Genomic DNA, 17,275 nt, shown 5'->3' with positions numbered 1-17,275 from the left:
AGTATATAAATATCACTTACTATCTTCCCATTATAGGGCTATAAAATATTTATATATTATATTCATTATTATATTTAATAATATAAATAATTATAAAAGTAGAATCTTGTTTAAGATATTTATCAGATAAATTTGCATTATTTAAGGCCATACTATTTGCTCTATTTAGATAGATCTATTATGATAGAATTTTAAAAATAATGGGAAAATCAATGGATTTAACTAATTTTCTTAGAACAGGAGTGTATTTAAAATTAAAGGTTGGACTAGTTGAGGAAGAAATATATTCCGTTTTTAAAAAAGAAGATTTAATAGAGAAGTGTTATTTTGATAGATTAAACAAAGAAAAAGTGTTTTCATATTTTTATAATGCATTGGAAATCAAAGTAATCGATTCAAAAATAAATTCATTAAATTTTTACTTAACTCGTTATCCAGTAACGCTATTAAATGATAATATCATATATTCTGAAACAAGTTTTGAACTTATTATTAAATATCTTGATATAGCTAATATAAAATGGTATTTCGATAAACAAATCTATTATAGTCGTGAATTAGCCATTAAAACAGAAGGAAATGTTTTAATTAATTGTGTTTATGATAAGGGTAATTATTGGCTATCAAAATTTCAAACATTTGAATAATACTTACAAGTTAATTATATTTAATTTAAAAAAATTAACCAAATTAATTATGTAAATTAAAACTGTATAGTTGGTATCTGTATACAGGCCTGTAAGCTATGAAGCGTTGGCGCGGATAGATCGGACAGGCAATTAGCAAGAGCATATCTACTACTTCCATACCGATGTAAACGGCATGCCGGAGTAGCTGACGGATGAAGCCGGAGAAATCGTTTGGGAATGCTCATATCAGTTATGGGGCAAACCGATACAGGAGATTGCCCATAGAGAGATACAACAGAATCTGAGATATCTGATCAGTATTCAGACAGAGAAAACGGACTGCATTACAATACCTTCCCGGATACAGGTCGCTTTACACAGCCCGACCCGATTGGATTGCTGGGTGGCTATAATCTATATCAGTATGCGCCAAATGCGCTGTTATGGATTGATCCATTGGGGTTAACTGCGGCGGATGACTTAATAACATATAAGCTTCATGATTCGTTAAGTGCTCAATCTGGAAACCAGGGTACCGCAATAAATAGGGTTTCGGCACAAGAAAAAGTATTATTGCAAAATGGAGGAAAGGGAACTCGAGCTTGGCTTGGACAGCTACAGAAAAAGCGCTAATTTTGAATACACCAAATAGTAAACTTGCCAACCAATGGATGTTTGATAGATCGAGGCGCTACTTTAAGACAACATAATAAATGCTGAAGGTGAAAATATATGTTTATTGATAATAGTCTGCGTAAATTTGCAGAAACATTTCAAAACAGTAATGAAACTATAGGGATTATGCAGTATTCTAATACGAAATTGAATGCTGATAAAATTGATCTTCCATTAGCTGGAGAGATTCTATACTTTTATGACCATATAATACTTGAAGATGGGCCAATATTAGGAAACGATTTATATATTCGATTTATCGAAAAAAATCAATTGAAAAATATCCTTGATGGCTGGGATAATGATCCAGAATGGAAAGGTAGTTATATCATATTTGCTGAACGTAATGGTGATGTGTTGTTATGTGATTCATCTGACATTAAATCTCCTGTTTATGGTAGTGTACAGATGGATATGTATAAATTAACAGACTCATTAAGTGATTTTTTGAATATTTATTCAAAACTTATTGAGGTGGAAGAGATTGAATTTTGCGGTGATGTAGCTGATGATGATTTTAATCACAAACCTGAATATTTATTAAGAATTGAAAAGGAATTAAACAAAAATCTTTCTTCTAAATTGTTTGTAGATAATTTTATGTATTTTTTCTTTGGATAATCGACTATATAAAAATGTATAGTTTCTCCAATAATCCATTATAGCTTTTTGATTTACTGTAGAGATGGGCTCACTCTCACCTTAGTTTATGTGAGTAGAATAAAAGCATATTTGTACCTGTTGATAAATATGGAAATTATCACGTATTTGAAGCTAGATATGGCAATAACGAACTAACTAAAAATCTAGCTAAAGCCGAGATCTTTGATATGAATAGCTCATCAAATACTGCTAGTGGTATTGAAGGAAAAACAATTATTCCATCGAGAACTATAAGGGAATTTGTAGTTGTTACTGGAAATAAAAAGAAAACAAATGACATAGACTCATGAGATACAGTGCATGATGCATTTTTCCATATATTAAGTTATTAAATAGTAAAAAATATCGGTGACAGCCGATTTAAGAAAACTATTTGAAATTCAGTTGCATAATTATTTAAAGGCAAATTTTGTATGTGTTTAAAATATTAAATGTTAAAAAAAATGAAATATCCATAGAAAACAAATTCTATTAGTCGGATCATAATATTAACTTATGAATGAAAATATACTTAATAATTTTTTGGAAAACAGACCATCTTATCTTGCTTATGAGGATGAACTTAAGCTAATAGATATTATGATGAAGTTACCAATGGATTGGCTGATTAAAAATGAGGCCGAATTTATTGAAGCATTAAATACTTTAGATGTTTCTCATACATCCGGTTTTGGATTTTTAAGTGAAGAAGAAAGTGATGATGTTATATTTGAGAATTTTTGTAACTGGCTAAAAGAAGTAGAGGAAAAAACTCATATATCAGTTCTAGCGTATATTGATGATCTTTCACCGGAAGCACTTTAGTTAGATAATTACAGAAGAGGAAAAAAATAAATAGCAAGAAAGCTGATGAGGATGAATATCAATTCCAAAACAGTACCGATCCGGGAATTAACTCAGAAAACCCAGATAGAATAGAAGAAAATCAGGCCAGTATTTCTGATTCATGGAACATTGAAGGAAATAAAAAATTTCAATCAAAATATCCGGTGCCCAAAAACATTAATAAACTGATTTCACAACTAAAATTAAAAAGAAAAGCATACGAATCTTACGTTAATTTTTTAAAACAATATAACGTAATTGATTTTTATGGTTTAGATTATAGTTATTATATTGACTATGAAGGGAAGAAATTGCCCCTGGAAGTGATTCTGGGATTCTCAGAAAAAGCAGGTGAAGATTTAATTGCTCTTAATGAGATGTGTTTAAAAAGAGTACCTAGGGGCTACTTCGCTATAGCAAGAATAAATCATGGAGATTTACTTTGTCTGGGTGGTGGTCCAATTTATTATTGGGATCGTAAAATCAATGATTTACATTTTGATATGATGGTTAGATACGGGTATTTGGATCAAAATACAGCTTTAATGCCAGTAGCAGACTCATTTGGTCAATTTTTATCCATGATTACTAGAACAAAAAATAAAGCTAATTATAATCAGAATGAAAATGAATTTAATCTTCCGGATATTACTTTTCCGGCAGAGGCATTAGAGCTTTGGGAAGAAAATCCTAAAAGGATTTTTAATGAGTCAGAACTATTTATACCGATATATATAGAAAAATTAGAAGCTTCTGAAAGAGGACGTAAAATATTAGCAAAATTCAAAACATTAGTACCTACTGAAGAGGATCGTGAAAAATTAGCAAGCTTAAAAAAAGCAGGACTTTTGCCAGACGGCATTTTTGAATGAAAAGTTAAATTGTAATTACAATAAGAAGCATAAGAAATGCTGTTGGTAACATCAAAAACACAGAGTACACGATGCGCTCGGTCGGCAGATGATTCAGGAAAGCAGCGCAGACAAACGGCAGAGCCTGTATCTGTATACCGACCAGTACAGCTATGAACCGCTGGCGCGGATAGACAGAAACGGTAATCAGGAACAACACATCTACTACTTCCATACCGACCTGAATGGCATGCCGGAGGAACTGACGGGTGAGGCCAGTAAAACTGTCTGGGAATGCTTTTAGCAGCTGTGGGGTAAACCGATACAGGAGATTGCCCATAGAGAGATACAACAGAACCTGCGGCATCAGAGACAATATTCAGACAAAGAAACCGGACTGCATTACAATACTTTCAGGTACTATGATCCGGATACAGATCGCTTTACTGTGGCGGATCCGATTGGGTTGGACGGCGGATTTAATCTTTATCAGTATGCACCACATCCTATTACTTGGTATACTGGTTTAGTGGATTTAAGCAATAAAATGAACTAAAGAGGCCGATTATTTTTCCCAGCCTCTTTTATTTTACTGTTGTGTTTTTATAGAATTAAGTTGATCCATGATTTCAATTAAATCACTATAATTAAGAGTCTCATAAAATACACATGACGGATAATTTATTAAGTCTTTCGCATCACCATATGTATCAATTAATTTCCATAAAATCGCACCAGTGCTTTCTGATAACTTGTACGAATAAATATCAAAAAAATCTGACCATGTACCAAAATTAATACGATTAGATAGTGCTAAGCCATATAACTCATCATCATCAAGCCGCGTATCATCATCAATTGATTCATATATTTTAACCGGATTATCAAATGAATATCTATCATTAAGCATCGGTTTAGATAGTATTTCATAACATCCGCCAAGCAAATATCCATCAAGATATATGGTGGTATCACTTAAACTTCCAATAAATGAATTATTAAACCATAATCTCGCACAACCAAAAAAACTTTCTCGATTAAGTATTGAATACTCAACAGCTATACGAGATTTATCACCTATTAGCGGAATCATAGTTTGCATCCTTTCATTTTCTTGGCAAATTTAGAAACATTTTGCATAGCAATTGCATTCGGTTTGCCTTTAAAATCGACGCTATTTGTAGAACCATTCCAATGAAAAGGACTAGAACTATCTGGCGCAGTGCTTTGGAATCTATGTCAAACAGCCTTTTTCCCTTCACCAACTTTTGTCCATCGAGTTGTTGGATCATCAGGATCAACCTGACTATATTTAAAAAGTTCCTCGGCATTTTTGGGATAACACTTTTTGTTTTATTAAGTTGAAATCGCCTATTCTTTAAATGATGAGGGTCATGATGACCTGAGTTTTCGTAAACAGGGTCTTCGGTTAACCCCAGCGGATCAATCCATGTGAGAGGATTCGGCCCATATGCATACAGGTTTATCCCGCCGTTTAACCCAATCGGGTTAGGCTGAGTAAAGCGGCCTGTATCCAGATTATAATATCTGAAAGTATTGTAGTGCAGTCCGTTTTCTCTGTCTGAATACTGATCAGATATCTCAGGTTCTGTTGTATCTCTTGATGGGCAATCTCCTGTATCGGTTTGTTCCACAGCTGATATGAGCATTCCCGGACAGTTTCACCGACTTCATCTGTCAGCTCCTCCGGCATGCCGTTCAGGTCGGTATGGAAGTAGTAGATGTGTTGTTCCTGATTACCGTTTCTGTCTATCCGCGCTAGCGGTTCATAGCTGCCTTCGCCGGTATACAGGTAAAGGCTATGTCGGTTTCTGCGCTGCTTTCCTGAATCATTTGCAACCTGTCTCACAGAAGGGTGGTGCGGATGCAAAACTGATTGTTTCTATTTAAACCGTGTTTGGCACTGTAATAGTAGTAAAGATATTGCCAGTGTTTTGTAGACAGGAAGAGTAGCTATATTTATTAAATTTGACTCAAAAATAATTTATTTATTTAAATTATTTATATCTATTCCTATGCATCTACATATTTATTCTGAGGATCAAAACATCGTTGTGGTAGTAACTCCTTATCAGTGTAATAATATAAGACAGATATAATCAGTTTTTGTATTTCTTTTATGCTTTTTTATTTTCACAACCGGTAATTTTATAAATATCCGTATCATTACAATCAATAAAATATAATTTATGCATGACTCATAAATTATTAACCCATCCTCAGAGATATCAACATCGAACTCATTTACGGTCACTGATGGGTTTTTATGTTTTAATAAATACATTATTATTATTATCTTTTATCAAATATTCGCTACCATTAAAATTGGAAATGATTTATAAATTCTCTTTAAGTCTAAATATATTGTATTTATTAAATTTTCCATTTAATGCAGAAGAGGCAATAGTATTATTTACCAGAAACCAGAAAGAATGCGTTAGTGACAATTCTGCTAACTTCGCTTTTATTAACTAACGGGATAATTTCATTTTTTGGCATCGTTAGATAAGGATTTAGGTATTTAATAATATTTTGTATTGGATACACTAGCTTGCTACCAACATCAGAAATAACCCTCATGCCTATTTATCGTAATCTGCACAGAAAACCGATTTGCAGTATAAATGTTTATTTAGCATAATTTAGTCACACCAAAAATATCATGCTTTGGTATAGTTCTGGCCAATGAACAGAAACGATATTTGCTATATATTAAATCGTTCATATGCATGTTTGTCGAGATATTGAAAAACTGTGTCATCAGCCAGTGTGGATTGGTGCTGTCGGATCTTTTTAAAACGAATCGTTTTCCTTTGCTGGAGGTAGCAATATGTTCAATAATTTTTTTAATGTATCGTAATCGTTTACCTTGAGATTTCGAGGAGAAACGTTATCCAGCACTTTTGATTTTTGATTTTTTTCAGGATTAATATAAGCATAAACTTTTTTACTATCTGTAAAAAAGTAATAGTAATCCATTATATCACGAGATGATATGTAGTTACATTGACTTATAATAACGGCGATTGATCCCAGAAAAATCGGTGTATCTTTAAATTCATCGGTATTGAGTTGTTGCCCGTCAATAAAAACTCGCTTTTCTTTGATTTCAATATGATCTTTTGTAGTAAGTCGGGGATAGGCATAAGGGTCTTTTTTTTCTAGTCTAAAAGGATCTTCTTTAAGACTATATTGTTGTTGATTGTCAGAGAACACTGAAAATAAAGGTCGGTGTAGTTCTCTTGGATTTTTAACATTCGATAGATCAATTGATTTATCTTTGTATAAAGTATCTCCGTAGCACGGATCAGGAGGAGCTGTTTCATGGCGTATAAAATCATAAAGATCACGATTGTTAGCATAAACTTTATTATGATAGACATATAAATCTTTGTACGCATTCAGGTAGGTCGCTTTGACTGGTGTAAAAGAATCTCCTAATCTAAGCCATATCAGCCCATCCTTTGTATCCATAGAATCACTTGACTCATTAGTGTGCATCTCTGCTTTAGTAAAACCATCATACTTACCTTGCAGATTGAATTCATTGGTAATGTCTGTGTATTTAAAACGTTCAGCAAGATTAATCAGATAAAAAGTATCATCATCATATAAGTAATAACGATTATTCCTATCTAAAAAATAAAGTGACTGAAAAAGATGTGTTTGTGAAGGTGTGAGATGCGGAATTTTTTCAAATTTATCCCTGTGATTATCAAAGACATATACAGCATTATCATCTTTTAATAATGCCTCACTACCAAAGTTGGTAATGATTTCCCAATTTCCTTGATGTGAAATTTTTTCAAGTTTATTATCGTTTTTATCGTATATATATACATAGTTATCATTTTTTAACAAATATTTATAGTCACCGAAGTTGACAATGATTTCCAAATCTCCTTTGAGCTTAGGTATTTTTTGTTTATAAGTTTCTCCCCTTGGTGCGTAATAAGACGCATAATACCAATTGCCAGATACCAGAAAAAAATGGTTAGCGACTATTTTGCTAACTTCGTTTTCATTAAATAATGGAGTAAATTTATTTACTTTGGTGGACTCTAAGGATTGAGGTATAAAATAGTATTTTGCATTTGATAGCACAAGTGTATTGCTACCATCATCAGAAATAACCCGCACGTCTTTATTTTTAAAACCCTCTAAACGTATTTTTGATTGAGATACAAAACTAATTTCGTTCATATCTTTAACTGTTTCTTGCAAATATATGCCATCTTCTTCAACTAATAGATTATAATAATGAGGGTTGGAGAAACAATAACATGCTTGTGCAAATTCAATGAATACCAGATAGAAAATGATTAATATAATCTGCTGAATAAGATATTTCATTGTCAATAATTTTAGAATAATTAATATTATATTAATTTTAGCAAAATAAGATAAATATATAAAGGATTTTTATCTTATCTCTAAAAAAATATGCACAACAGCTTTATGTTATACTGATAAATTATTCCTATTTAAAAATAGATGGTTTTATAGGTAAGCTATACATTTATTTATCCTAAGCTGTACGGAAAGCTCATTTATGATAAAAATATTTATTGATTTAGTATAATTTAGTCGCGTCTTTAAAATATCAGGCTTTGGTATAGTGCCGGTCAGTGAATAGAAACGATATTTGCTAGACATTTAATCAATTATATATATGCCCTTTGAGTACTGAAAAAACTGTGTCATCAGCTAGCTGAGACTGGTGCCGTCGGATCTTTTTAAAACTAATCGTTTTTCTTTGCTGTTGGTAGCAATATGTTCAGTAATTTTTTTAATGTATCGTAATCGTTTGCCTTGAGATTTCGAGGAGAAACGTTATGCAACACTTTTGGTTTTTGATTTTCTCCAGGATTGATATAAGCATAAACTTTTTTACCATCTGTAAAAAAGTAATAGTAGTCCTGTTTTGAACGGTATTCGTAGCCGCAAGCTGGAAGTATAATTTTCCTACATGGACTTATAATATCGACAATTGATCCCAGAAAAATCGGAGCATCTTGAAATTGATCGGTATTGAGTTGTTGCCCGTCAATAAAAATTCGCTTCTCTCTGATTTCAATATGATCTTTTGCAGTAAGTAGTTTGAGATAGGCAGAAGGCTCTTTTTTTTCTAGTCTTCGTGAATTTTCTTCAAGACTATAGTATTGTTGATTGTCAAAGTACTCTGAAGATGAAATTTTGTGTAGTTCACCAGGATTTTTGACATTTGATATATCAATTGATCCATCTCTATAGCTCGGATCAGAAGGAGCAGCTTCATCTTGAAGAGCCCAATTATGGCTATATACTTTGTTATGATAGACATATAAATCTTTGTACGCATTCAGATAGGTCGCTTTAACTGGTTTAAAAGAATTAAATATTTTAATCCATATCAGTCCATCCTTTGTATCCATAGAATCACCTGACCAATTAGTGTGCATCTCCGCTTTAGTAAACCCATTATACTTACCTTGCAGATTGAACTCTTCGGTAATGTCTGTGTATTTATAGTCTTTATCAATCAGATAAAATGTATCATCGTCATACAAGTAGTAAATTTTTGGATGAGAATGATGTGTCTGAAAAAAATGTGTTTGTGAAGGTGTGAGATGAGGAATTTTTTCAAGTTTATTCTTACTTATATCGTAGACATACACTGCGTTATCATCTTTTAATATAATTTGATAACCCTCATCATCTTTTAATACAATAGACCCAAAATGATTAAACCTTCCCAAATATTTATTATTTACTACGGCTACGGCAATGATTTCTAAATTTCCTTTAAGTTCAGGTATTTTGTGTTTATAGGATTCTCCATCTAACGCATAAGAGGCATAATACCAATAACCAGAAACCAGAAAAAATTTGTTAGAAACAATTTTACTAACCTCATTTTCATTAAATAATGAGGTAATTTTATATTGATTGATGGTTCTATATAAGTGTTTAGGTATAAAAAAGTATTTTGCATTAGATAATACAAGTATCCTGTCACCATCATCAGAAATAATCCGAGCGCCTTTATCTGTGATGTCTTTTAAGCGTGCTTTTGATTGAGATACATAACTAATTTTGTTCTTAGCTTTCACTGTTTCTTGCAGATATATGCCGTCCTTTTCAATCAACAAATCATAATAAGGAGAGTCGGTATGACAAACACTTGTTTGACTTGCTTGTACAAAGTCAATGAAGACTAAGTAGAAAATGAGTAATATAATCTGCTGAATAAGATGTTTCATTGTCAATAATTTTTAAAATTATTAATATTAAATTAAATAATAGCAAAATAAGATAAAAATATGAAGGATTGTTTTTATCTTAGCTTTAAAAATGTACAAAACAGCTTTATGTTATATTGATAATTCTCTTGTATTCAAGATAGATAGCTTTATAGGTAAGCTATAGTTCTAATGGTTCTGAGCAGGGCGGAAAACTGATTTCCGGTATAAGTATTTATTGATTTAACATAATGAAGTCTCGGCCTGTACCTTAGGAGCGACTGGCTGGCAGAGGCGGGATTCAAGACCGTGCGTGGCGTGACGGTAAAGATTTCAAACGAGTGTATTGTGCTGATGGCTAAGGGTAACCGGGTGCAGGAACTGCGTGAGCAGCTTTATCAGGCTAAACAGGTGGTTAATGGGGTTAAGAATATACTGGTTTAGTGGAATTAAGCAATAAAATGAATTAAAGGGGCCGATTATTTTTCCCAGCCCCTTGTATTTTACTGTTGTGTTTTTATAGAATTAAGTTGATCCATGATTTCAATTAAATCACTATAATTAAAAGTCTCATAAAATACACATGACGGATAATTTATTAAGTCTTTCAATTCATCATATTTATCAATTAATTTCCATAAAATCGCGCCAGTGCTTTCTGATAACTTATACGAATAAATATTAAAATAATCTGACCACGTACCAAAATTAATACGATAAGATAGTGCTAAGTCATGTAAATCATCATCATCACATAACTGGTCATCATAAATTGATTCATATATTTTAACCGGATTATCAAATGAATATCTATCATTAAGCATCGGTTTAGATAGTATTTCATAACATCCACCAAGCAAATATCCATCAAGATATATGGGATCACTAAAACTTCCAATAAATGAATTATTAAACCATAATCTCGCACAACCAAAAAACATTTCCCGATTATGTATTGAATATTCAACAGCTATACGTGATTTATCACCTATTAACAGAGTCATAGTTTACATCCTTTCATTTCTTTGACAAATGAGGTAGCAATCTCAGAACCATTTTTTTCTATCAGATGAATTCTGTCTTTCGATCCTACGACAACCCAACGTCCATCCGATTGTTTTAATATATTATTTGATCGAGCATTTTGAATATCATTTTTTGAAATAAATTTATATTGATTTATTCGAGCTTTTACACGTTATTAAGAATTAAAAGGGTAGAGGAATTTTTTTATGAAGTTTTTTTTCAAAAATAATGCTTAATTTTTGGAACAAATTTTCCCATTGCTTAAAATATTCTATTTTATTTACTTCTACAGAAAAATCAGGTGTATTTCTATTTGGCAGACCTACAGATTTTCCTTTTTTAAAGGTTAAATAAATTATTTTATCTTTAACTTCATAAAATAAATAGAAATCCGAACCTTGCTCACAAAACCATATTTTTTCTTTTTTAGAATATGCTAATTTGGTCGCATTTATAAAATTGATTATATCGTCAAAGCATACCATAAAATCATCAAACAAATCCAAAACAATACTTGGTTGATTTTTGAATGAAATATTAATGTAATCATTTACATACTGGGATAGCTCTAGAAGAGCAAATTGGAAAGGTAGTAATTCCATATCATCCTGATTTAGATACTCATCCAATTCAGTAGGTTTTTCTTTTATAATTAAATTAATATTCATATTTTAATCTCTAGGAACATATGGATAAGCAGTAATAGGTTTGTCTCTGATTACAGCTCTTACAATATCAGTTGTTTTTGTAGTCCCATCAGGATAATACACATTTGATGGTTGTGATACTTTGACATCATGTACTCCAGGTGTTTTAGGTTCTTTATCAAACGCTTCTTCTATCATTCTGTGACCTTGAGGTTTGCGTGTAGTTTTTGCTCTATTATTTTTCAATCCACCGGCCGAGGGCATCGTAGCCATAGCGCTCAGTATGCCGATACGCACTTCGGTTAGCCGGTGTTCGGCATCGTAATGATAATACTGGGTACCGCCGGCGGTCTGTTTGCTGCGGGTACGTCCGTGTTCGTTGTAGCTGTATTTCAGTCCGCGGAAGCTGAGCAGCTGATTAAAGCGGATCAGGTTTTAGTTGCTGTTTTCTTCACTGTGTCTTTATAAAATGACATCTGTGCGAATATAGCACTATCCAATTTTATAATAATAAAAATTAAAATTATCTTAATTAAATATCTTTATTCATGTATATTGCCGATTTTATTATTATTAATCTATAAAAGCATCTTTTTCATAATAATACATCACAGCCTCCAGTAAATCATCATCCGAGGCATTAGGGTGATGTTCCAGTTTATTGTCAATAATTGCCAAAAATGTTGCGTACTCCAGCCAAGCTAGATATTTATCTTCCTGTTCTTCCATATCATCATCTTCATCTCTCGTTTCAGAAAGATAATAGTTGGCGGATTCAATGCATTTTTTCGTATCATCAAAATCTGGATCAACAAAAATATAACATGCCTTATAATAAGAAATATTTTTAGAAATTTTCAATAAATTAGTAAATCCTGTTGCAGTCTTCATATTTGTCTCACTTTCTACATGTTGTTCCGCCACCCCATTTTTTACGGCCACCAGAACCATCGGGAAGTTGGTGCGGTTGCATGGCTTACCGTCACGATCCAGCCGATGCGCCGGCCGAGGGCATCGTAGCCATAGCGTTCAGTATGTCGATACGCACTTCGGTCAGGCGGTGTTCGGCATCGTAATGGTAATACTGGGTACCGCTGGTGGTCTGTTTGCTGCAGACATGCCTATGCGGTATCAGTTTAGTTTCAAGGTGGTAATAAGCAGTTTACTAACTGTTTTTAAATCTAAAATTTATTATTTCAGCATTGTTTTCTGATGTTGCCAACACTTACATTTTTATTATTAATTATAATTCAATTTTTACTCAAAAATTCCTTCTTTTTTAAATTTTTCTAATAATTCACGCCCTTTTTCAGTAAGTTCAAATTTTTTTAAGAAAATTGGTATTGATCGTTCTGGCAACAGAAAAATTCTTTTAGGATCTTGGAACCAACGATCTAACATTTCATCTGGAAAAGGAATATTCGGATTTTCAAATTCATCTTTACTTGGATCATAATCATCATCATCTTCTAATTTGATAATCATTGATAAAAATTGATCAAAGGAATCTGCTACAAATTTTAAATTGGTATTTTGTTCCAGGTATCCGTTTATTACTTTCATATCAAAATACAAATCATTGACTTCGTGATCCCAATGATAAATTTTGCCATTCGGATGTAAACAAAGTAAATCTCCATAATTCACAGTTGCTATAGCAATATGCTTTTTTGGTATTCTATTCAGATACGCATAGTTTTTAGCAATTAAATCTTCATCTTCTTTTTTTGAGAAGCCTAAAATAACTTCGAGCGGTAATTCTTCCCCTTCACAGTCAATACCATAACAAAATTCCATGTTATAAAAATCAATCACGTTATATTGTTTTAAAAAATTAATATAAGAACTGTGTGATTTTTTTTTCAATTTTAATTTCGAAATCAGTTTATCAATATCTTTGGGTACTTTATATTTTGATTGAAACATTTTATTTCCTTTAACGTTTATCCATGAATAAGTTCTGATGCACCACCTGTATGAGGAAAGTTTTTATGTAATTCAGCATCAAGAAGTATCAATGTCTCTTTATCAACATGGTGTCACACTTTTCCTGGCGGAGCTTTGTATTTATCATCTTTTTTATCACCTTTGTATCCAATCTTTTCGCTTGCTATTCTGTTATCGTGTTTCCTATTACCATTGAACTTATCTGATTTTACTATTTCTTCCGCATATGGGCTGAAACCAGCCGGTGTTTTTCAATCCGCCGGCCGAGGATATCGTAGCTGTAGCCGTAGTATTCAGTATGCCGATACGCACTTCGGTCAGGCGGTGTTCGGCATGGTAATGATAATACTGGGTACCGCTGGCGGTCTGTTTGCTGCGGACATGCCTATGCGGTATCAGTTTAGTTTCAAGGTGGTAATAAACAGTTTACCACCTGATTTTAAAGCTAAAATTTATTATTTCAGCATTGTTTTCTGATGTTGCCAACACTTACATTTTTATTATTAATTACAATTCAATTTTTACTCAAAAATTCCTTCTTTTTTAAATTTTGCTAATAATTCACGCCCTTTTTCAGTAAGTTCAAATTTTTTTAAGTAAATTGGTATTGATCGTTCTGGCAACAAAAAAATTCTTTTAGGGTCTTGGAACCAACGATCTAACATTTCATCTGGAAAAGGAATATTCGGATTATTAAATACATTTTCACTTGGATCATAATCATCATCATCTTCTAATTTGGTAATCATTGATAAAAATTGATCAAAGGAATCTGCTACAAATTTTAAATTGGTATTTTGTTCCAGGTATCCGTTTATTACTTTCATATCAAAATACAGATCATTAACTTCGTGATCCCAATGATAAATTTTGCCATTCGGATGTAAACAAAGTAAATCTCCATAATTCACAGTTGCTATAGCAATATGCTTTTCAGGTATTCTATTCAGATACCCATAGTTTGTAGCAATTAAATCTTCATCTTCTTTTTTTGAGAAGCCTAAAATAACTTCGAGCGGTAATTCTTCCCCTTCACAGTCAATACCATAACAAAATTCCATGTTATAAAAATCAATCACGTTATATTGTTTTAGAAAATTAATATAAGAACTGTGTGATTTTTTTTTCAATTTTAATTTCGAAATCAGTTTATCAATATCTTTGGGCACTGTATATTTTGATTGGAACATTTTATTTCCTTTAAGGTTTATCCATGAATAAGTTCTGATGCACCACCTGTATGAGGAAAGTTTTTATGTAATTCAGCATCAAGAAGTATCAATGTCTCTTTATCAACATGGTGTTACACTTTTCCTGGCGGAGCTTTGTATTTATCATCTTTTTTATCACCTTTGTATCCAATCTTTTCGCTTGCTATTTTGTTATCGTGTTTCCTATCACCATTAAACATTTTTGATTTTACTTGTGCTTCCTTATACGGGCTGAAATCCGGATTACCATATTTATCATACGTTACCGCCCGACCTTTATGGTCGTAGAAAGTAATAGATCCATCCGGATGATATGTTGTTCTGGAATGATCTATATTCTTGTTCTTTGCGGAAGCTGAGCAGCTGATTAAAGCGGATCAGGTTTTAGTTGCTGTTTTCTTCACTGTGTCTTCATATAATGACATCTGTGCGAATATGGCACTATCCAATTTTATACTAATAAAAATTAAAATTATCTTAATTAAATATCTTTATTCATGTATATTGCCGATTTTATTATTAATCCAGAAAATCATCTAGTTCAAGATAATAAATCACAGCCTCTATTAAATCGTCTTCAGAGGCATTAGGGTGATGGTCCAGTTTATTAGAAATAATATCTAAAAATGTTGCGTACTCCAGCCAGGCTAGATATTTATCTTTCTGTTCATCCATATCATCATCTTCCTCTTCCGTTTCAGTAAGATAATAATTGGCAGATTCAATGCATTTTTTTGTATCATCAAAATCTGAATCAACAAAAATATACCATCCCTCAGATTCAGGAATATTTTTAGAAATTTTCAATAAATTAGCAAATCCTGTTGCAGTCTTCATATTTGTCTCACTTTCTACATGTTGTTCCGCCACCCCATTTGTGACGGCCACCAGAACCATTGGGAAGGTGGTGCGGTTGCATGGCTTACCGTCACGGTCCAGCCGGTGTTTTTCAATCCGCCGGCCGAGGGTATCGTAGCTGTAGCCGTAGTGTTCAGTATGTCGATACGCACTTCGGTCAGGCGGTGTTCGGCATGGTAATGATAATACTGGGTACCGCTGGCGGTCTGTTTGCTGCGGACATACCTATGCGGTATCAGTTTAGTTTGAAGGTGGTAATAAACAGTTTACCACCTGTTTTTAAATCTAAAATTTATTATTTCAGCATTGTTTTTCTGATGTTGCCAACGTTCACATTCTTATTAATGTAATTACAATTTAATTTTTTATTCAAAAATTCCTTCTTCTAAAAGTCCTTCTTTTTTTAATCGCGCTAATATTTCACGTTCTTTTTCAGAAATTCCTTCTTTTTTTAATTTTGCTAATACTTCACGTCCTTTTTCAGAAAGCTCTAATTTTTTTAAGTAAATTGGAATGCTTCGCTGTGAACCCATAAAAATGCCTTTAGGATCTTTCACCCAAGTATTTAATGCTGAATCTGGAAAAGGAATATTCGGATTCTTAAATTCATCTTCACTTGGATCATCATCATCATCATCATCTTCTATTTTGGTAATCATTGATAAAAATTGATCAAAGGAATCTGCTACAAATCTTAAATTGGTATTTTGTTCCAGGTATCCGTTTATTACTTTCGGATCAAAATACAAATCATTGACTTCGTGATCCCAATGATAAATTTTGCCATTCGGATGTAAACAAAGTAAATCTCCATAATTCACAGTTGCTATAGCAATATGCTTTTTTGGTATTCTATTCAGATACCCATAGTTTGTAGCAATTAAATCTTCATCTTCTTTTTTTGAGAAGCCTAAAATAACTTCGAGCGGTAATTCTTCCCCTTCACAGTCAATACCATAACAAAATTCCATGTTATAAAAATCAATCACGTTATATTGTTTTAAAAAATTAATATAAGAACTGTGTGATTTTTTTTTCAATTTTAATTTCGAAATCAGTTTATCAATATCTTCGGGTACTTTATATTTTGATTGGAACATTTTATTTCCTTTAACGTTTATCCATGAATAAGTTCTGATGCACCACCTGTATGAGGAAAGTGTTTATGTAATTCAGCATCAAGAAGTATCAATGTCTCTTTATCAACATGATGCCACACTTTTCCTGGCGGAGCCTTATATATATCCTCTTTTTTATCACCTTTGTATCCAATCTCTTTGTTTGCTATTTTGTTATCGTGTTTCCTATCACCATTAAACCTTGTTGATTTTACTTCTGCTTCCTTATACGGGCTGAAATCTGGATTATCATATTTATCATACGTTACCGCCCGACCTTTATGGTCGTAGTAAGTAGTAGATCCATCTGGATGATGTATTGTTCTGGAATGATCTATATGCTTGTTCTTTGCGGAAGGCTTTCGTTTTTTTCTGGCAGTACCACATTTAGCCCATCCCCACGGATCAATCCACATAAACGCATTCGGTGCATACTGATAAAGATTGTATCCGCCGGCCAACCCAATCGGGTCAGGTTGGGTAAAGCGGCCTATATCTGGATCGTAATACCTGAAAGTATTGTAGTGCAGTCCGGTTTCTCTGTCTAAATACTGTCCCTGATACCTCAGGTTCTGTTGTATCT

Annotated in this window: 26 protein-coding genes and 3 pseudogenes; 13 read left to right on the top strand and 16 right to left on the bottom strand. The window is 32.7% G+C overall.

The window, feature by feature from the left end; genetic code table 11:
* The first annotated feature begins 212 nt into the window (after positions 1-212).
* The 8 genes and pseudogenes from H3T84_RS06755 to H3T84_RS06720 all read left to right on the top strand — a co-directional run bounded on the left by H3T84_RS06755 (position 213) and on the right by H3T84_RS06720 (position 4,199).
* Positions 213-647, top strand: coding sequence for a hypothetical protein (locus H3T84_RS06755; protein ID WP_198218640.1), 435 nt, complete (start codon positions 213-215; stop codon positions 645-647).
* 187 nt (positions 648-834) lie between these two features.
* A pseudogene (locus H3T84_RS12465) lies at positions 835-897 on the top strand (RHS domain-containing protein); the annotation flags it as partial.
* Positions 898-935: 38 nt separating this feature from the next.
* Complete coding sequence (locus H3T84_RS12460; protein WP_198218764.1) at positions 936-1,262, top strand: RHS repeat-associated core domain-containing protein; 327 nt, start codon at positions 936-938, stop codon at positions 1,260-1,262.
* A 99-nt stretch (positions 1,263-1,361) separates the two neighbouring features.
* The gene (locus H3T84_RS06740) at positions 1,362-1,925 is read left to right on the top strand and encodes a hypothetical protein (protein ID WP_198218639.1); all 564 of its coding nucleotides are present in this window, start codon (positions 1,362-1,364) and stop codon (positions 1,923-1,925) included.
* Between the two features lie 537 nt (positions 1,926-2,462).
* Positions 2,463-2,771 (top strand): hypothetical protein, encoded by a 309-nt coding sequence (locus H3T84_RS06735; RefSeq protein WP_198218638.1) that lies wholly within the window; start codon positions 2,463-2,465, stop codon positions 2,769-2,771.
* A gap of 185 nt (positions 2,772-2,956) precedes the next feature.
* On the top strand, positions 2,957-3,664 hold the full coding sequence (locus H3T84_RS06730; protein ID WP_198218637.1) for an SMI1/KNR4 family protein: 708 nt from the start codon (positions 2,957-2,959) through the stop codon (positions 3,662-3,664).
* An 88-nt stretch (positions 3,665-3,752) separates the two neighbouring features.
* Entirely contained in the window at positions 3,753-3,947 is a 195-nt protein-coding gene (locus H3T84_RS06725; RefSeq protein WP_198218636.1) for an RHS domain-containing protein, read from the top strand.
* A 3-nt stretch (positions 3,948-3,950) separates the two neighbouring features.
* The gene (locus tag H3T84_RS06720; protein ID WP_198218763.1) at positions 3,951-4,199 is read left to right on the top strand and encodes an RHS repeat-associated core domain-containing protein; all 249 of its coding nucleotides are present in this window, start codon (positions 3,951-3,953) and stop codon (positions 4,197-4,199) included.
* A 33-nt stretch (positions 4,200-4,232) separates the two neighbouring features.
* Here the strand turns inward: H3T84_RS06720 and H3T84_RS06715 are convergent, their stop codons facing one another.
* From H3T84_RS06715 to H3T84_RS06700, 5 genes are all read right to left on the bottom strand, one after another.
* Entirely contained in the window at positions 4,233-4,736 is a 504-nt protein-coding gene (locus H3T84_RS06715; protein ID WP_174832647.1) for a hypothetical protein, read from the bottom strand.
* A gap of 13 nt (positions 4,737-4,749) precedes the next feature.
* On the bottom strand, positions 4,750-5,181 hold the full coding sequence (locus H3T84_RS12455) for an RHS repeat-associated core domain-containing protein (protein ID WP_370524078.1): 432 nt from the start codon (positions 5,179-5,181) through the stop codon (positions 4,750-4,752).
* Positions 5,139-5,513, bottom strand: coding sequence for an RHS domain-containing protein (locus tag H3T84_RS12305; RefSeq protein ID WP_232346536.1), 375 nt, complete (start codon positions 5,511-5,513; stop codon positions 5,139-5,141). The genes H3T84_RS12455 and H3T84_RS12305 overlap by 43 nt, the downstream gene beginning before the upstream one ends.
* Positions 5,514-6,457: 944 nt before the next feature.
* Positions 6,458-8,017, bottom strand: coding sequence for a hypothetical protein (locus H3T84_RS06705; RefSeq protein ID WP_198218634.1), 1,560 nt, complete (start codon positions 8,015-8,017; stop codon positions 6,458-6,460).
* A gap of 389 nt (positions 8,018-8,406) precedes the next feature.
* Positions 8,407-9,906, bottom strand: coding sequence for a hypothetical protein (locus H3T84_RS06700; protein ID WP_198218633.1), 1,500 nt, complete (start codon positions 9,904-9,906; stop codon positions 8,407-8,409).
* 243 nt (positions 9,907-10,149) lie between these two features.
* Between H3T84_RS06700 and H3T84_RS12300 the strand changes: the two genes are divergently transcribed.
* Positions 10,150-10,329, top strand: a complete 180-nt coding sequence (locus H3T84_RS12300) for a hypothetical protein (protein ID WP_370524077.1) — start codon at positions 10,150-10,152, stop codon at positions 10,327-10,329.
* A gap of 59 nt (positions 10,330-10,388) precedes the next feature.
* Here the strand turns inward: H3T84_RS12300 and H3T84_RS06695 are convergent, their stop codons facing one another.
* The 3 genes from H3T84_RS06695 to H3T84_RS12150 form a co-directional block, all read right to left on the bottom strand.
* Positions 10,389-10,889 carry a hypothetical protein gene (locus tag H3T84_RS06695; protein WP_174834453.1) on the bottom strand — a complete coding sequence of 167 codons (501 nt, stop codon included), beginning with the start codon at positions 10,887-10,889 and terminating at the stop codon, positions 10,389-10,391.
* Positions 10,890-11,093: 204 nt separating this feature from the next.
* Positions 11,094-11,579, bottom strand: coding sequence for a hypothetical protein (locus H3T84_RS06690; RefSeq protein WP_198218632.1), 486 nt, complete (start codon positions 11,577-11,579; stop codon positions 11,094-11,096).
* A 3-nt stretch (positions 11,580-11,582) separates the two neighbouring features.
* Positions 11,583-11,954, bottom strand: a complete 372-nt coding sequence (locus H3T84_RS12150) for an RHS repeat domain-containing protein (RefSeq protein ID WP_370524075.1) — start codon at positions 11,952-11,954, stop codon at positions 11,583-11,585.
* On the opposite strand from H3T84_RS12150, the gene H3T84_RS12145 reads away from it, so the two are divergent.
* The gene (locus H3T84_RS12145; protein WP_232346139.1) at positions 11,883-12,026 is read left to right on the top strand and encodes a hypothetical protein; all 144 of its coding nucleotides are present in this window, start codon (positions 11,883-11,885) and stop codon (positions 12,024-12,026) included. The genes H3T84_RS12150 and H3T84_RS12145 overlap by 72 nt on opposite strands.
* A 105-nt stretch (positions 12,027-12,131) precedes the next feature.
* On the opposite strand, the gene H3T84_RS06680 is transcribed toward H3T84_RS12145, so the two are convergent.
* Positions 12,132-12,509, bottom strand: a complete 378-nt coding sequence (locus H3T84_RS06680) for a hypothetical protein (RefSeq protein ID WP_198218631.1) — start codon at positions 12,507-12,509, stop codon at positions 12,132-12,134.
* A gap of 10 nt (positions 12,510-12,519) precedes the next feature.
* On the opposite strand from H3T84_RS06680, the gene H3T84_RS06675 reads away from it, so the two are divergent.
* Entirely contained in the window at positions 12,520-12,771 is a 252-nt protein-coding gene (locus H3T84_RS06675; RefSeq protein ID WP_198218630.1) for a hypothetical protein, read from the top strand.
* Positions 12,772-12,815: 44 nt separating this feature from the next.
* Here H3T84_RS06675 and H3T84_RS06670 read toward each other — a convergent pair whose 3' ends face one another.
* Together H3T84_RS06670 and H3T84_RS12450 are read right to left on the bottom strand one after the other, a co-directional pair.
* Positions 12,816-13,484: an SMI1/KNR4 family protein gene (locus H3T84_RS06670; protein ID WP_198218629.1), complete on the bottom strand. Its 669-nt coding sequence runs from the start codon at positions 13,482-13,484 to the stop codon at positions 12,816-12,818.
* Between the two features lie 17 nt (positions 13,485-13,501).
* A pseudogene (locus H3T84_RS12450) lies at positions 13,502-13,585 on the bottom strand (hypothetical protein); the annotation flags it as partial.
* A gap of 112 nt (positions 13,586-13,697) precedes the next feature.
* On the opposite strand from H3T84_RS12450, the gene H3T84_RS06665 reads away from it, so the two are divergent.
* Positions 13,698-13,982: a hypothetical protein gene (locus H3T84_RS06665; RefSeq protein ID WP_198218628.1), complete on the top strand. Its 285-nt coding sequence runs from the start codon at positions 13,698-13,700 to the stop codon at positions 13,980-13,982.
* 44 nt (positions 13,983-14,026) lie between these two features.
* On the opposite strand, the gene H3T84_RS06660 is transcribed toward H3T84_RS06665, so the two are convergent.
* From H3T84_RS06660 to H3T84_RS06655, 3 genes and pseudogenes are all read right to left on the bottom strand, one after another.
* Entirely contained in the window at positions 14,027-14,695 is a 669-nt protein-coding gene (locus tag H3T84_RS06660; RefSeq protein ID WP_198218627.1) for an SMI1/KNR4 family protein, read from the bottom strand.
* 17 nt (positions 14,696-14,712) lie between these two features.
* Positions 14,713-14,796, bottom strand: a pseudogene (locus H3T84_RS12445) (hypothetical protein); the annotation flags it as partial.
* A gap of 439 nt (positions 14,797-15,235) precedes the next feature.
* Entirely contained in the window at positions 15,236-15,613 is a 378-nt protein-coding gene (locus H3T84_RS06655) for a hypothetical protein (protein WP_198218626.1), read from the bottom strand.
* A gap of 20 nt (positions 15,614-15,633) precedes the next feature.
* Between H3T84_RS06655 and H3T84_RS06650 the strand changes: the two genes are divergently transcribed.
* Entirely contained in the window at positions 15,634-15,924 is a 291-nt protein-coding gene (locus H3T84_RS06650) for a hypothetical protein (protein ID WP_198218625.1), read from the top strand.
* Positions 15,925-15,939: 15 nt separating this feature from the next.
* Here the strand turns inward: H3T84_RS06650 and H3T84_RS06645 are convergent, their stop codons facing one another.
* On the bottom strand, positions 15,940-16,674 hold the full coding sequence (locus H3T84_RS06645) for an SMI1/KNR4 family protein (RefSeq protein ID WP_198218624.1): 735 nt from the start codon (positions 16,672-16,674) through the stop codon (positions 15,940-15,942).
* A 17-nt stretch (positions 16,675-16,691) separates the two neighbouring features.
* On the bottom strand, positions 16,692-17,275 hold a 584-nt coding region (locus H3T84_RS06640), incomplete at its 5' end, for an RHS repeat-associated core domain-containing protein (protein ID WP_198218623.1).

Source organism: Snodgrassella sp. M0110 (assembly GCF_016101465.1).
In the GTDB taxonomy this organism is placed as follows: domain Bacteria; phylum Pseudomonadota; class Gammaproteobacteria; order Burkholderiales; family Neisseriaceae; genus Snodgrassella; species Snodgrassella alvi.
The sequence above is the reverse complement of the archived record's forward strand: the minus strand, read 5'-3'. Positions and strand labels throughout refer to the sequence as shown.

Excerpts from the sequence above, each read along its gene's own strand:
- H3T84_RS06680 (WP_198218631.1), bottom strand. The coding sequence starts at position 12,509 with ATGGTTCTGGTGGCCGTAAAAAATGGGGTGGCGGAACAACATGTAGAA.
- H3T84_RS06725 (WP_198218636.1), top strand. The coding sequence starts at position 3,753 with ATGATTCAGGAAAGCAGCGCAGACAAACGGCAGAGCCTGTATCTGTAT.
- H3T84_RS06705 (WP_198218634.1), bottom strand. The coding sequence starts at position 8,017 with ATGAAATATCTTATTCAGCAGATTATATTAATCATTTTCTATCTGGTA.
- H3T84_RS06740 (WP_198218639.1), top strand. The coding sequence starts at position 1,362 with ATGTTTATTGATAATAGTCTGCGTAAATTTGCAGAAACATTTCAAAAC.
- H3T84_RS06715 (WP_174832647.1), bottom strand. The coding sequence starts at position 4,736 with ATGATTCCGCTAATAGGTGATAAATCTCGTATAGCTGTTGAGTATTCA.
- H3T84_RS06755 (WP_198218640.1), top strand. The coding sequence starts at position 213 with ATGGATTTAACTAATTTTCTTAGAACAGGAGTGTATTTAAAATTAAAG.
- H3T84_RS06700 (WP_198218633.1), bottom strand. The coding sequence starts at position 9,906 with ATGAAACATCTTATTCAGCAGATTATATTACTCATTTTCTACTTAGTC.
- H3T84_RS06645 (WP_198218624.1), bottom strand. The coding sequence starts at position 16,674 with ATGTTCCAATCAAAATATAAAGTACCCGAAGATATTGATAAACTGATT.
- H3T84_RS06655 (WP_198218626.1), bottom strand. The coding sequence starts at position 15,613 with ATGGTTCTGGTGGCCGTCACAAATGGGGTGGCGGAACAACATGTAGAA.
- H3T84_RS06735 (WP_198218638.1), top strand. The coding sequence starts at position 2,463 with ATGAATGAAAATATACTTAATAATTTTTTGGAAAACAGACCATCTTAT.
- H3T84_RS06690 (WP_198218632.1), bottom strand. The coding sequence starts at position 11,579 with ATGAATATTAATTTAATTATAAAAGAAAAACCTACTGAATTGGATGAG.
- H3T84_RS06695 (WP_174834453.1), bottom strand. The coding sequence starts at position 10,889 with ATGACTCTGTTAATAGGTGATAAATCACGTATAGCTGTTGAATATTCA.
- H3T84_RS12145 (WP_232346139.1), top strand. The coding sequence starts at position 11,883 with ATGATAATACTGGGTACCGCCGGCGGTCTGTTTGCTGCGGGTACGTCC.
- H3T84_RS06650 (WP_198218625.1), top strand. The coding sequence starts at position 15,634 with ATGGCTTACCGTCACGGTCCAGCCGGTGTTTTTCAATCCGCCGGCCGA.
- H3T84_RS06670 (WP_198218629.1), bottom strand. The coding sequence starts at position 13,484 with ATGTTTCAATCAAAATATAAAGTACCCAAAGATATTGATAAACTGATT.
- H3T84_RS06660 (WP_198218627.1), bottom strand. The coding sequence starts at position 14,695 with ATGTTCCAATCAAAATATACAGTGCCCAAAGATATTGATAAACTGATT.